Annotated in this window: 12 protein-coding genes; 9 read left to right on the top strand and 3 right to left on the bottom strand. The window is 73.0% G+C overall.

The features are described from left to right. Positions 1–21 precede the first annotated feature (21 nt). Positions 22–705 (bottom strand): S1 family peptidase, encoded by a 684-nt coding sequence (locus tag ACZ6Q9_RS11625; RefSeq protein WP_396828710.1) that lies wholly within the window; start codon positions 703–705, stop codon positions 22–24. A 410-nt stretch (positions 706–1,115) separates the two neighbouring features. Here ACZ6Q9_RS11625 and purS point away from each other — a divergent pair, with 410 nt between their 5' ends. The 4 genes from purS to ACZ6Q9_RS11645 all read left to right on the top strand — a co-directional run bounded on the left by purS (position 1,116) and on the right by ACZ6Q9_RS11645 (position 5,658). Beyond that, positions 1,116–1,379, top strand: coding sequence for a phosphoribosylformylglycinamidine synthase subunit PurS (gene purS / locus ACZ6Q9_RS11630; RefSeq protein ID WP_030332194.1), 264 nt, complete (start codon positions 1,116–1,118; stop codon positions 1,377–1,379). After that, positions 1,376–2,059, top strand: a complete 684-nt coding sequence (gene purQ, locus ACZ6Q9_RS11635; protein WP_393259865.1) for a phosphoribosylformylglycinamidine synthase subunit PurQ — start codon at positions 1,376–1,378, stop codon at positions 2,057–2,059. The genes purS and purQ overlap by 4 nt, the downstream gene beginning before the upstream one ends. A gap of 130 nt (positions 2,060–2,189) precedes the next feature. After that, on the top strand, positions 2,190–4,898 hold the full coding sequence (gene purL / locus ACZ6Q9_RS11640) for a phosphoribosylformylglycinamidine synthase subunit PurL (protein WP_393259868.1): 2,709 nt from the start codon (positions 2,190–2,192) through the stop codon (positions 4,896–4,898). Between the two features lie 4 nt (positions 4,899–4,902). Further along, on the top strand, positions 4,903–5,658 hold the full coding sequence (locus ACZ6Q9_RS11645; RefSeq protein ID WP_393259872.1) for a 2-phosphosulfolactate phosphatase: 756 nt from the start codon (positions 4,903–4,905) through the stop codon (positions 5,656–5,658). Positions 5,659–5,906: 248 nt separating this feature from the next. Here the strand turns inward: ACZ6Q9_RS11645 and ACZ6Q9_RS11650 are convergent, their stop codons facing one another. Continuing rightward, the gene (locus tag ACZ6Q9_RS11650; protein ID WP_396828707.1) at positions 5,907–7,877 is read right to left on the bottom strand and encodes a carboxypeptidase-like regulatory domain-containing protein; all 1,971 of its coding nucleotides are present in this window, start codon (positions 7,875–7,877) and stop codon (positions 5,907–5,909) included. 160 nt (positions 7,878–8,037) lie between these two features. On the opposite strand from ACZ6Q9_RS11650, the gene ACZ6Q9_RS11655 reads away from it, so the two are divergent. From ACZ6Q9_RS11655 to amcA, 5 genes are all read left to right on the top strand, one after another. Then, positions 8,038–8,391 carry a sterol carrier family protein gene (locus ACZ6Q9_RS11655; RefSeq protein WP_393259876.1) on the top strand — a complete coding sequence of 118 codons (354 nt, stop codon included), beginning with the start codon at positions 8,038–8,040 and terminating at the stop codon, positions 8,389–8,391. A gap of 171 nt (positions 8,392–8,562) precedes the next feature. Next, the gene (purF, locus tag ACZ6Q9_RS11660) at positions 8,563–10,101 is read left to right on the top strand and encodes an amidophosphoribosyltransferase (RefSeq protein ID WP_396828705.1); all 1,539 of its coding nucleotides are present in this window, start codon (positions 8,563–8,565) and stop codon (positions 10,099–10,101) included. Between the two features lie 59 nt (positions 10,102–10,160). Further along, positions 10,161–11,315: a phosphoribosylformylglycinamidine cyclo-ligase gene (purM, locus tag ACZ6Q9_RS11665; protein WP_350702130.1), complete on the top strand. Its 1,155-nt coding sequence runs from the start codon at positions 10,161–10,163 to the stop codon at positions 11,313–11,315. 175 nt (positions 11,316–11,490) lie between these two features. Continuing rightward, positions 11,491–12,594 carry a cyclophane-forming radical SAM peptide maturase AmcB gene (gene amcB / locus ACZ6Q9_RS11670; RefSeq protein WP_393459074.1) on the top strand — a complete coding sequence of 368 codons (1,104 nt, stop codon included), beginning with the start codon at positions 11,491–11,493 and terminating at the stop codon, positions 12,592–12,594. Then, positions 12,563–12,799 carry a multiple cyclophane-containing RiPP AmcA gene (gene amcA / locus ACZ6Q9_RS11675; protein ID WP_357449724.1) on the top strand — a complete coding sequence of 79 codons (237 nt, stop codon included), beginning with the start codon at positions 12,563–12,565 and terminating at the stop codon, positions 12,797–12,799. Before amcB ends, amcA begins: the two co-directional genes overlap by 32 nt. A 148-nt stretch (positions 12,800–12,947) precedes the next feature. Here amcA and ACZ6Q9_RS11680 read toward each other — a convergent pair whose 3' ends face one another. Beyond that, entirely contained in the window at positions 12,948–13,163 is a 216-nt protein-coding gene (locus ACZ6Q9_RS11680; RefSeq protein ID WP_091099829.1) for a DUF3073 domain-containing protein, read from the bottom strand. Positions 13,164–13,425 lie beyond the last annotated feature (262 nt).

A 13,425-nucleotide genomic window follows, 5' to 3' on the forward strand; every position in this document is an offset into this window, starting at 1 on the left:
GCGCCGCCCGGGCGCTAACCGTCAGACACCGGCCACGGAGGTGATCCAGGCCCGGTTGTACGCGACACTGCCGTAGTTCTGGATGCTGTAGCCGTCGGCGGTCGAGGCGACGCCGACCTGGCGGCCGTTGTAGAACTGCGGGCCGCCCGAGTCGCCCCGCCACGCGTTGCCGTTGATCCGCGTGCTCCGGATCGCCTGGCCGCCGTATGCGTCGGTGGCGCTGTTGCTGGTCACCTGGACGCTCGCGGTCTTCAGCTGGCTGGCGGCGGAGCAGCCGCTGTAGCAGGTCATGCCCCAGCCGTAGATCGAGTTGGTGGAGCCGATCGGCGGGTTGCTGCTGGCCAGCGTGACGTACGAGGTGCTCACCGAGTTGGACAGGCGCATCAGGGCCAGGTCGTAGCGGCTGTAGGTGGCGCTCACCGTGCGGGTGACCCCGCCGGAGGAGCGGTAGACGCTGCCGACCCGGACAGACATGGTGCCGCCGAGGCAGTGCCGGGCGGTGAGCACCCACTCCGGCGCGATGATCGTGCCGGAGCAGGTGAACGATCCGTTGCTGAACACCGCGGCGGCCCACGGGGCGGACGAGACTGTCCCGCCGCCGATGATGGGCTGCGGGCCCGCCGGGGCGGCGAGGGCGCCGGAGCTGGCGCCGAGCAGGCCGGCCGCTGCGGTGGCCAGCACTGCGATCATGGATCGGATGCGCATGGGGGCTCCTTCGGGGATGGGCCCGGGGTCACCGGGTCGAGCTGTCGGCCGGCGGTCGGGGTGGCCGGCGACCGGGTACGTCCCATCGACGTATGACGATGTACGGTAGGGCTCCTGAGATGTCGTTCACAAGAGTTTCATCGAACTTCATCAATGACGATGGTGGTCCGTCGGTCGATGGCGGTGGGCGTCCCGGCGGCCGGAGTGGGGCGAAACGGGCTGGTCGGCAACGGAAACGCATCGGGATCGCAACGAACCCGTATCGGTCTCCCGCCCCCGCGCCGGGAATGCCGATCGCTGCCTGAACTGCGTCCGGCCGGTGCGTCCAGGGCCGGATCTGCCAGGTAGGCTGGCTGCGCTCGCCCGTTGTGGGTCGGCACCCAACTGCGTACACAGTCAGGAGTGCCCCAGTGCCTCGCGTCGTCGTCGACGTCATGCTCAAGCCCGAGATCCTCGATCCGCAGGGCCAGGCCGTCGCAAACGCGCTGCCCCGGCTCGGCGTCAGCGACGTCGCCTCGGTTCGGATCGGCAGGCGGATCGAGATCGAGTTCACCGGTGAACCGGACCTGGACCGGGCCCGGGAGATCGCCGACAAACTGCTCGCCAACCCGGTCATCGAGGACTTCACCGTCCGCCTGGTCGAGGCCGACGAGACCGCGGACGCCCGCTCGTGACCGCCCGGGTCGGCGTGGTCACGTTCCCCGGCTCGCTGGACGACGGGGACGCGGCCCGGGCCGTCCGCATCGCGGGCGCCGAACCGGTCCGCCTCTGGCACGGTGACCCGCGGCTGCATGGGGTGGACGCCGTCGTCCTGCCCGGCGGCTTCTCCTACGGCGACTACCTGCGCTGCGGGGCCATCGCCCGGTTCGCCCCGGTGATGGAGACGATCGTGGACGCGGCCCGGGCCGGCCTGCCGGTGCTCGGCATCTGCAACGGCTTCCAGATCCTCTGCGAGGCCCACCTGCTGCCCGGGGCCCTCACCCGCAACCAGCACCTGCACTTCCGCAACCGGGACCAGGTCCTGCGCATCGAGTCGGTCGGCACCGCGTGGACGAACGCGTTCCAGCCCGGCCAGGAGGTGCTGATCCCGGTCAAGAACGGCGAGGGCTGCTACGTCGCCGACACCGCGACGCTCGACCAGCTCGAAGCCGAGGGCCGGGTGGTCGCCCGCTACGTCGGCGGCAACCCCAACGGGTCGCAGCGCGACATCGCCGCGATCACGAACCACGCCGGCAACGTGGTCGGCATCATGCCGCATCCCGAGCACGCCGTGGAGGCCCTCACCGGCCCCTCCCTGGACGGCCTCGGCTTCTTCACCTCGGTGCTTAAGCACCTGGTGGGGGCGCCAGCGTGAGCGCGAGGAGTGAGCCGGGTCTGCGAGCCCCGCAGTCGCGAACAAAGTGCGGGGCGGTGACCGTGCGCGGCGGCATCATCGGTCGGCTCACCCGCCCTCAGGGCGGCCCTGAGCGCAACGAGGAGAGGTCATGACCAGCCATCCGGACGAGGTACGGGAGACCCCGGAGGCCTTCCCGGCCGCCCCGGCGCAGCCGGTGGAGCCGCGTCCGGCCGCGCCCACCGGGCCGGCGACGGCCGACTGGGCGGCCGGCCTGGACACCGTGTCGCACGCCGTGGACACCCCCGGTGAGCTGCAGCCGTACGCCGAGCTGGGGCTCCGCGACGACGAGTACGACCGGATCCGGCACATCCTCGGCCGCCGGCCCACCCAGGCCGAGCTGGCCATGTACTCGATCATGTGGAGCGAGCACTGCTCCTACAAGTCGAGCAAGGTGCACCTGCGCCAGTTCGGGGAGAAGGCCCCGCCGAGTGACCGGCTGCTCGCCGGCATCGGCGAGAACGCCGGCGTGGTGCAGGTCTCCGACGAGCTGGCGGTGACCTTCAAGGTCGAGTCGCACAACCACCCCAGCTTCGTCGAGCCCTACCAGGGCGCGGCCACCGGCGTCGGCGGCATCGTCCGGGACATCCTGGCCATGGGCGCCCGCCCGGTCGCGGTGATGGACCCGCTGCGCTTCGGCGCGGCCGACCACCCCGACACCGCCCGGGTGCTGCCCGGCGTCGTCGCCGGCGTGGGCGGCTACGGCAACTGCCTCGGCCTGCCGAACATCGGCGGCGAGGTCGTGTTCGACCCCTGCTACCAGGGCAACCCCCTGGTCAACGCGCTCTGCCTCGGCGTGCTGCCGGTAAACCGCCTGCAGAACAAGGCCGCCGCCGGCCCGGGCAACGTCGTGGTGCTGATGGGCGCCAAGACCGGCCGGGACGGCATCGGCGGCGTGTCGGTGCTGGCGAGCGCCACCTTCGACGAGGGCAGCGAGCAGCGCCGCCCGTCGGTGCAGGTGGGCGACCCGTTCATGGAGAAGCTGCTCATCGAGGCCTGCCTGGAGCTCTACGACGCCCAGCTCGTCGTCGGCATCCAGGACCTCGGCGGTGCCGGCCTGACCTGCGCGTTGACCGAGACCGCCGCGGCGGCCGGCACCGGCATGCGGGTGTGGCTGGAGCGGGTGCCGCTGCGCGAGCCCTCGATGGAGCCGCACGAGATCCTGGCCAGCGAGTCGCAGGAGCGGATGCTGCTGGTGGTCGAGCCGGAGAAGCTCGACGCCGTGCTCAAGACCGCCGAGAAGTGGGGCGTCTGGGCCACCGCGATCGGCGAGGTCACCCCGCCGGCACCGGACGGCCAGCCGGGCCGGGTGGTGATCACCTGGCGGGACCAGCTCGTGGTCGACGTGCCGCCGGGCTCGCTGGTCGACGACGGTCCGGTCTACGCCCGCCCGATGCGCGAGCCGGCCGACCTGATCCTGCTCCAGGCCGACCGCGCGGAGACGCTGCCCCGGCCGGCCGACCCGGAGGCGCTGCGCGAGACCGTGCTGCGCATGATCGCGTCGCCGAACCTGACCGACAAGACCTGGGTCACCGAGCAGTACGACCGGTACGTGCTGGGCAACACCGTGCTCGCCCAGCCCGAGGACTCCGGCGTGATCCGGATCGACGAGCGGACCGGGCTCGGCGTGGCGCTGTCGGTGGACGGCAACGGCCGGTACGCCCGCCTCGACCCGTACCACGGCACGAAGCTCGCGCTGGCCGAGGCGTACCGGAACGTCGCCGTCACCGGCGCGAAGCCGATCGCCGTCACCAACTGCCTGAACTTCGGCTCGCCGGAGGACCCGGGCGTGATGTGGCAGTTCGCCGAGGCCGTCCGTGGCCTGGCCGACGGCTGCGCCGAGCTGGGCATCCCGGTGACCGGCGGCAACGTCAGCTTCTACAACCAGACCGGCGCGGCGGCCATCCACCCGACCCCGGTTGTCGGCGTGCTCGGCGTGCTCGACGACGTCGCCAACCGGGTGCCGATGGGCTTCGTGCCGCGCCCCGGCGGCGACCACGACCAGCTCTTCCTGCTCGGCGAGACGCACGTGGAGCTCTCCGGCTCGGAGTGGGCGTGGGTCACCCACGAGCACCTCGGCGGCGTACCCCCGCAGGTCGACCTGGCCCACGAGCGGCGGTTGGCGGACCTGCTGGCGGAGGCTGCCCGGGTCGGGCACCTCAGCTCCGCGCACGACCTCTCCGACGGCGGCCTCGCGCAGGGCCTGGTCGAGTCCTGCCTGCGGCGCGGGGTCGGCGCCCGGATCGCGGTGCCGGAGCGGTTCGCCGGCGGCTCGATGCCGTTCGTCTACCTCTTCAGCGAGTCCGCGGGGCGGGTCCTGGCCTCGGTGCCGCGCGGCCACGAGAAGGCGTTCACCGCCCTGTGCGCCGAGCGCGGGGTGCCGTTCGAGCTGATCGGCGTCACCGACCCGGCCGGCGGCGCGCTGGAGGTGCACGGCCAGTTCCGGATCGGCCTGGACGAGCTGCGCGCCGCGCACACGGCGACGCTGCCGCGCCTCTTCGGCGGCTCGGAGGTCGTGCGGGTGCCGGCGCCGGCAGCCGGCGTGGCCGGTGCGGTCGAGGCCGTGCCGCTGCCCGACGCCGAGCGGGCCGAGGTGGCGCCGGTGGACCCGGCGGACGTCGCGTCCGAGCCGATCGCGTCGGCCGGGCCGGTCCCGTCGACCGGTGCCGTGGCGCCGGTGGAGGCCGCGGCCCCCGCACCCGAGGAGCCGGCCGCCGAGGTCGCCGACGACCCGACCGGGGCCGACGCCGACCCCGACTCCGGTGACACCGAGCAGTCCTCCGCGCCCGATAAGCGCTGAGGCGTTGGCCGCGGCCGTCTACGCCCAACCCGGATCCGGCGCCCGGTTCGACTGGGGGCTGACGGGAGCGGCTGAGTTCGGCCGGGTCTGCGCGGTGCTGGTGGTGGTGGACGTGCTCTCGTTCACCACCGCCGTGGAGGTCGCCGTCGGGCGCGGCATGCGGGTGCACCCGTTCCCATGGGGAGAACAGGCGGCCGACTACGCGCGACGGGTGGGCGCGGTCGCCGCGGTGGGCCGCCGGCAGACGACCCCGGAGCATCCGTGGTCGCTCTCGCCGGCGGCGCTGAGCACCGCGCCGGTCGTCGCCGACCTCGTGTTGCCGTCGCCCAACGGCTCGGCGATCAGCGCCGCGGCCAGCGCCACCGGCCTGCCGGTGGTCGCGGCCTGCCTGCGCAACGCGCGCGCCGTCGGGCGCTGGCTGCGCCGTCACGGGTACGGCTCGACGGACGCCCCGATCGGCGTGGTCGCCTCAGGCGAGCGCTGGCCGGACGGTTCGCTGCGCCCCGCCGTGGAGGACCAGCTCGGGGCGGCCAGCGTGCTGGACGCCCTCTCGGGGGTGACCGGCGGTCTCTCCGTGGAGGCGGCCATGGCGCTCGCCGCGCTCGCCAGCACCCCCGACGTCCCCGCCGCGGTACGCGGCAGCGTGTCGGGCCGCGAGTTGGTCGAGGGCGGCTTCGCCCAGGACGTGGAGATCGCCGTCCGGGTCGGCGTCTCCGACGTGGTCCCGGTGCTGCGCCAGGGCGTCTTCTCCGCCGCCTGACAGTTCGCCGACGCCCTGCCGCCCGCGGGCCGCGCCCGCCCTGGCACCTGACGGCCGCCCGCGCCCGGCCGCCCGCCGGGACTGCGCGACGCCCTGCCGCCCGGGCATCAGCTCACCCGCGTTTGCCGGGCTGTCGTCGCCTCAGCAGACCGACTGACGGTGCCGCGCGCCACCACGGCGAGGGCCGCCCGGGGATCCCGGACGGCCCTCGCCGTGGTGCGCTGTCGTCTTCGGCTGTGCCCGTGCGGTCAGTCGTCCAGCCAGTCCAGCCGGCGACCGCCCCGGTCCTGCTGCGGCGGGCCATCCGGGCGGCCGCGCCCGGCCTGCGGGTCGTCGTAGCCGCCGCCCTGCTGGCCGTAGCCGCGGTCGTCGTAGCCGCCGCCGCGCTGCTGCGGGGGCTCCTGGCCGTAGCCGCCCTGCTGGCCGTAGCCACCCTGGTCGTACGACGTGGGCTGGTCGTAGCCGCCCTGGCCGTAGCCGCCGCCGCGCTGCTGCGGTGGCTCCTGGCCGTAGCCGGGGTCGTCGTAGCCGCCGCCGCGCTGCTGGTCGTAGCCGCCGCGCTGGTCGAAGCCGCCGGTCGGCTCGCCGCCCCGCCCGTACGGCGCGGTCTCGGACCGGCCGTAGCCCTGGCCCTGCTCCGGCTGGTAGACGCCCGTCGCGTAGGGATCGGCCGGGGCCGGGTACTGCGTGGACTCGCCGGTGTAGCGGCCGGTCGGCTCGTCGTAGCGGTCGCCGTAGCCCCGGCCGCCTCCGGCTCCCGCCGAGTAGCCGGCGGCACCCGCGGCACCCGCGGCGCCCGCAGCGCCGGCCGGAGCGCCGTAGTCGTGCCCGCCGTAGCCACCGCCCGAGGCGGGGGCGTTGCCGTAGCCACCGCCGGAGGACGGCGCGTTGCCGTAGCCACCGCCGGAGGACGGCGCGTTGCCGTAGCCACCGCCGGAGGACGGCGCGTTGCCGTAGCCACCGCCACCGTAGCCGCCCGAGCCGGCGGGCTCGTCGCCATAGCCGTTGCCGGCCCAGCCCTGCCCCGCGCCTGCCGCGCCGTAGGGCTGCGGGGGCGCGCCGTACGGGTCCGGCGGCACGTCGTCGACCACGGGACGGTGCATCATCGTCGGGGCGTCGCTGAGCGAGGTGCCGCCGACCATCGTCGGGTCCGGCCCGGCGCCGGCCCGGTTGACCACCCGGGTCTGGTCGTCCACGCCAGCGCCCCGGTACGCCCCGCGCGCCGCCGGGACCGCGCCCGCCGCGGCGGCGCCCGCCGGGGCGTCGTCGCCCTCGTCGCCGTTGTCCTTGCGCCGCATCCAGAGCAGCACGATGGTGCCGACGCCCGCGGCGACGAGCAGGCCCCCGAGCAGGATGATCAGCCAGGAGCCCATGCCGCCGGAGTCCTCGTTGCTGGCGTTGGCCGCCGCGCCCGGGCTCGCCTCGGTGCTTCCCCCGTCGGTCTCGTCGAGAGCCTCGTCCGTGGGAAGCGGCTCGTCGGTGGCCGAGGGGGTGGCGCTCGGGGTCGTCTCGACCTTGATCGCCAGGGCGATGCGCTGGCCGGTGATGCTCTGGCCGGCGCTCGCGTCGAAGCTCTTGGTGCCGTAGACCTCGCCGACGTTGGCGCCGACGGCGAGCCGGCCCGGCACGATCGGCTTTTCGGTGGTGCCGGTGAAGCGGAAGTTGCCGCTGTCGTCGCTGACCGTGTCCCGCGTGTTGCCGGCGCCGTCCTTGAGCATCACCACGGCGTTCGGCACGGCCTTGCCGTTCGCCTGGACGACCACCTTGCCGGAGACCGACCGGACGGTCTGCGTCTGCGACGGACTCGGCTCCGCCTCGCGGCCCCTGACGGTCAGGTTGAACGAGGCGCCGCCGGAGCCCGAGACGTTGACGGTGACCTGCTGCCGGTCGACGCCCGGAGCGTTGTTGGCCGCCCGCAGCCGAACCTCCGGCGACGCTGTCTCTCCGAAGTTCAGCTCGACCTGCCCACAACCCCGGACGCACTCGACCCCCTGCGGCAGACCCGCGAGGCTGAGGTTGACCGACCTTTCGGTGGGGCTCGTCGGAGTGATCGAGACGGTGACCGACGTCTCGTTACCCGCCTGCACCGTGGCAGAGTTCGGGGACACCTTGACGTCGGCGGCCAGGGCTGGTGTGGCGGGGACAGCGAGCAGAGCGCCGACAACCAGCGCCACGACCACACCGGCCCGCTGCTTCCAGGCACGTCGGTGTGTTGACACGTCCACCGCCTTCCGGACTGACTTCCCTCGACCGGCGGGGCGCCGGGCCGGGGATCATCACGGTACGAATACGCCGTTGGCAACTATGCCTTGTCTGACCGGAACGGCGCGACCCAGGGCCAGCGTGTGACGCGCTGCGTTCGAGTCGTATCGTCCCGTCGTGTCCTCTCCGCACATAAAGTCCGCCGCGGTCGCGGCGGCGTTGTCGGCGCTCGACGAGGGGCGTACGCCCGAACGGCCGGTCCTCCGAGATGCGGTCCGTGCCCTCTTGACCGCCCTCGCGGAGCGCGCCCCCGGCCGATCGGTGGAGGTGCGTGTCCCACCTTACGGCGCAGTTCAGTGCATTCCCGGGCCTCGACACACCCGCGGCACCCCGCCGAACGTCGTGGAGATGGATCCGGCGACCTGGCTGGCGGTGGCGACCGGGCGGCTCGACTGGGCCGAGGCGATCACCCAGGGTCGCGTGCGGGTGAGCGGAATCCGGGCCGACCTCTCCGAGCACCTGCCCCTCTAGCTGCGGCGACGCGCAGGGGCTGGTGACGTTCGGGAGCCAGATCGTGACTTTCTGTGTCGACGCGGATTCGCGTACACTGTCAGGCGACGACAGTGGTCCCGGCCGAGGAGTGCGAGTCCCGCCCCCCGCGTGGTTCGCCAGGCCGGTCCAGACCAGCATGAGGGAGCGCAGGTGCCCCGAGGCGACGGCCGGCTGAGCCACGACCTTGATCCCCAACGACCAGGCCCCCAGGACGCGTGTGGCGTCTTCGGTGTCTGGGCGCCCGGGGAGGAGGTCGCAAACCTCACCTACTTCGGGCTATACGCCCTCCAACACCGTGGCCAGGAGGCCGCCGGCATCGCGGTGAGCGACGGCTCCGGCGTCGTGGTCTACAAGGACCTCGGCCTGGTCGCCCAGGTCTTCGACGAGCCGACCCTGGCCAGCCTGCGCGGGCACGTGGCGATCGGCCACGCCCGCTACTCCACCACCGGCGGTTCGACCTGGGAGAACGCCCAGCCGACCATCCGGTCCACCAGCTCCGGCACCACGATCGCGCTGGCACACAACGGCAACCTGGTCAACACGGCCGACCTCCAGCGTGAGGTCACCGAGCGGGGCCTGGTCGCCGACGGCTCGACCAACGACACCTCCCTGGTGACGATGCTGTTGGCCAGCCACCCCGACCTGTCGGTGGAGGCGGCCGCGCTGGAGGTGCTGCCGCAGCTGCGCGGCGCGTTCAGCTTCGTCTTCATGGACGAGTCGACCCTCTACGCGGCCCGCGACCCGCACGGCGTACGCCCGCTGGTGCTGGGCCGGCTGGAGCGCGGCTGGGTGGTGGCGAGCGAGACCGCCGCCCTGGACATCGTCGGCGCGAGCGTGGTCCGCGAGGTCGAGCCCGGCGAGCTGATCGCGATCGACGAGGACGGCCTGCGTTCCAGCCGGTTCGCCGCCCCGGAGCCGAAGGGCTGCCTCTTCGAGTACGTCTACATCGCGCGTCCGGACGCCACGATCGCCGGCCGCAACGTGCACGCGGCCCGGGTGCAGATCGGTCGCCAGTTGGCCAAGGAGCACCCGGTCGAGGCCGACCTGGTCATCCCGGTGCCGGAGTCCGGCACTCCGGCCGCGATCGGCTACGCCGAGGAGTCCGGGATCACCTACGGCGCCGGCCTGATGAAGAACCCGTACGTCGGGCGCACCTTCATCCAGCCGTCGCAGACCCTGCGCCAGCTCGGCATCCGGCTCAAGCTCAACCCGCTGCGGGCGAACGTCCGGGGCAAGCGGCTGGTCGTGGTCGACGACTCGATCGTGCGCGGCAACACCCAGCGGGCGATCGTGCGGATGCTGCGCGAGGCCGGCGCGCTGGAGGTGCACGTGCGCATCTCCTCGCCGCCGGTCAAGTGGCCGTGTTTCTACGGCATCGACTTCGCCACCCGGGCCGAGTTGCTGGCCAACGGGCTGGACACCGAGGGTGTCCGCCGCTCGATCGGCGCCGACACGCTCGGCTACGTGTCCCTCTCCGGCCTGATCGCCGCCACCGAGCAGCCGAAGACCCGGCTGTGCCGCGCGTGCTTCGACGGGGAGTACCCGATCGAACTGCCCGCCGGCAACCTGATCGGCAAGCACGTGCTCGAGGGGGTGGGCCGGCGGGTCACCGCGGCGCCCGACGCTCCCGAGCACACCACCCCTCCGCTCGTCGCCACTCCGGGCGGCGCGACAACACACCGCCCGTAGCACCACCCGGCGCGGCCGGTCATCGCCGGCGCGGCGCCAGAACCACAAAGGGGAGAACCGTGACGCACGTGTCCGAGCGCAGCGGCGCAGGAAGCAGCCCGACCGGCGCCGGCGGCGACCGTCAGCCCTGGACGGCCGGCACCGGCCGGCCGGCGCGCAAACGGTCGGTCTCGTACGCGGACGCCGGGGTCTCGATCGAGGCGGGCGACCGGGCGGTCGAGCTGCTGAAGTCGAAGGTGAAGCAGACCCGGCGCCCGGAGGTGATGGGCGACCTGGGTGGCTTCGCCGGGCTGTTCCGGCTGGACACGAAGAAGTACAAGAACCCCATCCTGGCCTCGTCCACCGACGGCGTCGGCACCAAGCTGGTGATCGCGCAGCAGATGGACATCCACGACACGGTCGGCATCGACCTCGTCGCGATGGTCGTCGACGACCTGGTCGCCTGCGGCGCCGAGCCGCTCTTCCTGCTCGACTACATCGCCACCGGCGAGGTCGTGCCGGACAAGGTCGCCGAGATCGGCGCCGGCATCGCCGACGGCTGCCGGTACGCGGGCTGCGCCCTGCTGGGCGGCGAGACCGCCGAGCACCCCGGCGTGCTCCGCCCGGACGAGTACGACATCTCCGCCACCGGCGTCGGCGTGGTGGAGGAGGCCGACATCCTCAGCCCGGAGCGGGTCGAGGTGGGCGACGTGGTGATCGCGATGCGCTCCTCCGGCCTGCACTCCAACGGCTACTCCCTCGTCCGGCACGTGCTGCTGGGCGCCGGCCGGATGCGGCTCGACGTGGTGATCGACGACTTCGGCCGGCAGCGCACCCTCGGCGAGGAGCTGCTCACCCCGACGAAGATCTACGCGCAGGACTGCCTCAAGCTGATCGCCGAGGCCGAGGTGCGGTCCATCGCCCACGTCACGGGCGGCGGCATCCCCGGCAACCTGGTGCGGGTGCTTCCCGAGCACGTCGACGCGGTGGTCAACCGGTCCACCTGGAAGCCGCAGCCGATCTTCGACCTGATCCAGACCAAGGGGCGGATCGAGGACCCGGAGATGGAGGCGACGTTCAACATGGGCGTCGGCATGTTCGCGATCGTCTCCGCCGAGGACGCGGACCGCGCGCTGGCCACGCTGACCGGCCGCGGCGTCGACGCGTGGCAGGCCGGCGAGATCATCGAGGGCTCCGGCAACGTGCAGATGATCGGGCAGCACACCCGGGGATGATGATCACGCTCCGGTGACCGTACGAGCATCTGATCAGGGCTTCACCCGAGTGGCCGTCGCCGCCTAGCCTGAGGGGCACCCTCAACGCTGTCGGGGCAACCCCCTCATCGGGGCCCCGACAGCCCTTCAGGCGCGGAGGAGGGCAATGGCTGCTCGGGGACAGTCGTTCAGCGGGATGCGCGGCCTGGCCGCCGTCCCCTCGTACGTGGTGATGCAGCCGACCACCCTGTGCAACCTGGACTGCGCCTACTGCTACCTGCCGTTCCGGGCGGTCGACCGGCGGATGCCGGTGCCGGTGGCCGAGGCGGTGGCCGCGTCGGTCAACCCGTGGGCGGCGGCGGGCCGCTTCTCGGTGGTGTGGCACGGCGGGGAGCCGCTCGCCGCCGGCCGGGAGCATCTCGCCGCGCTGATCGCGCCCTTCGGGCCCGAGGTCGAGCACCACGTGCAGACCAACGCCACGCTGATCGACGACGCGTGGTGCGCGTTCTTCACCGAGCACCGGGTGCGGGTGAGCGTGAGCGTGGACGGCCCGCGGGAGCGCAACGGCGACCGGGTCACCCGGGCCGGCGGGCCGGCGTACGACCGGATCGTGCGCGGGGTGGCGGCGCTGCGCCGGCACGGGCTGCCGTTCTCGGCGCTGGCGGTGGTGGGCCGCCCGGAGCCGGGCCTCGCCACCGAGCTGTACGACTACTTCCTCGGCCTGGGGTGTGACGTGCTCGGCGTCAACATCGAGGAGACCGAGGGGGTCAACCTCCGCGACAACTCCCACGACGCCCGGGCGGTGACCGCGTTCTGGGCGGAACTGGTGGCGGCCTGGCGGCGGGAGCCCCGGATCCACCTGCGCGAGGTCGAGTGGTCGTTGCGGTACGCCGCCGCCGTGCTGGACGGCACCGCCGACGACGTGCTGCCCCGGCGGCTGGACCCGATCCCGACCGTCGGCCACGACGGCTCGGTGACGGTGCTCTCGCCCGAGCTGGCCGGCTTCACCGACGTCCGGTACGGCGACTTCAGCAGCGGGAACGTGCTGGCCACGCCGCTGGCCGACATCCTCGCCCACGCGGGCCGGACGCCCTGGGTCGGTGAGTTCCTCGCCGGTGTCGAGGCGTGCCGTGCATCCTGCCCCTACTTCGGTTTCTGCGGCGGCGGCCACGCCGCCAACCGCTACTTCGAGCTGGGGCGTTTCGACGGTACGGAGACCGCGCACTGCCGCAACAGCAAGATCCACCTACTGGAGGGAGTGTTGGAGCATGCCCGAGACCACCAGTCACCGGCAGCCTGAGCGTGGGGTGGACGCCGCCCCGGGCCAGGTCGCCGATCGGGTGCGGGAAGCCGCGCCGGGACTCACCGCTCTGCTCCACGAGGCCGAGGCCGCGCGGCGACTGCGGGCGGAGGTGGCGGGCGGCGACGGCGCGAGCGCCGTCTGCGCCTGGAACCACTTCGAGAACATCCCGACGTTCTACAACTGGAACAACCGGCCCCGCTGAGGCGGCCACACCGGGATCAGGGACCTGCCGAGCAGCCGGAGTCGCCTCCGGGACGGCATGGTCCCTGATCGTCGGTGTTGGCGCCGCTTCGGATGGGCACATGCGTGAGCACGCGGGGGATTACCGCGTGCTCAGCTGCGACCGGAGGTCAGCGGGTCGGACGTACCCAGGGATCCGGGTCTTCGTCCGCGTGATCCTCATCATCGTCGTCGACATACTCTTTGTAGTCGTCGTCGAAGTTGTGCTCAGACTTACCAGCACCCGCCAACTCGCGCTGCAAGGCGGTGAGGTCGGTGTTCGGGGAGTGGTACTTCAACTCCCGCGCCACCTTCGTCTGCTTGGCCTTAGCACGGCCGCGCCCCATGGCTCGACCCCCTCGCACAGAATGCGGGGCAGCCCGAAGGCGGGCCCCGATGACGTCAGGCATCTCTCGTAGCTCTTACGGTACATGGGGATGCCATCGTTCGGCACCTCGGGTTACCGTCGACCGGTACCGCGCGTCGCGGTCGTCCAGTCGTCACCGATTGTACCGGGTAAGGAGCGGTGCCGGGAGCGCCCGTGACACCGGACAAAGCCCGACGAAACCAGCTTAACGGGCGCTTCGGTGCGGCGGCGCCGGAGGCGGA

Source organism: Micromonospora sp. NPDC049139 (assembly GCF_055586845.1).

Coding starts and splice junctions, on each gene's coding strand:
- ACZ6Q9_RS11625 (WP_396828710.1), bottom strand. CDS start 705: ATGCGCATCCGATCCATGATCGCAGTGCTGGCCACCGCAGCGGCCGGC.
- purL (WP_393259868.1), top strand. CDS start 2,190: ATGACCAGCCATCCGGACGAGGTACGGGAGACCCCGGAGGCCTTCCCG.
- amcB (WP_393459074.1), top strand. CDS start 11,491: ATGCGCGGCCTGGCCGCCGTCCCCTCGTACGTGGTGATGCAGCCGACC.
- amcA (WP_357449724.1), top strand. CDS start 12,563: ATGCCCGAGACCACCAGTCACCGGCAGCCTGAGCGTGGGGTGGACGCC.
- ACZ6Q9_RS11680 (WP_091099829.1), bottom strand. CDS start 13,163: ATGGGGCGCGGCCGTGCTAAGGCCAAGCAGACGAAGGTGGCGCGGGAG.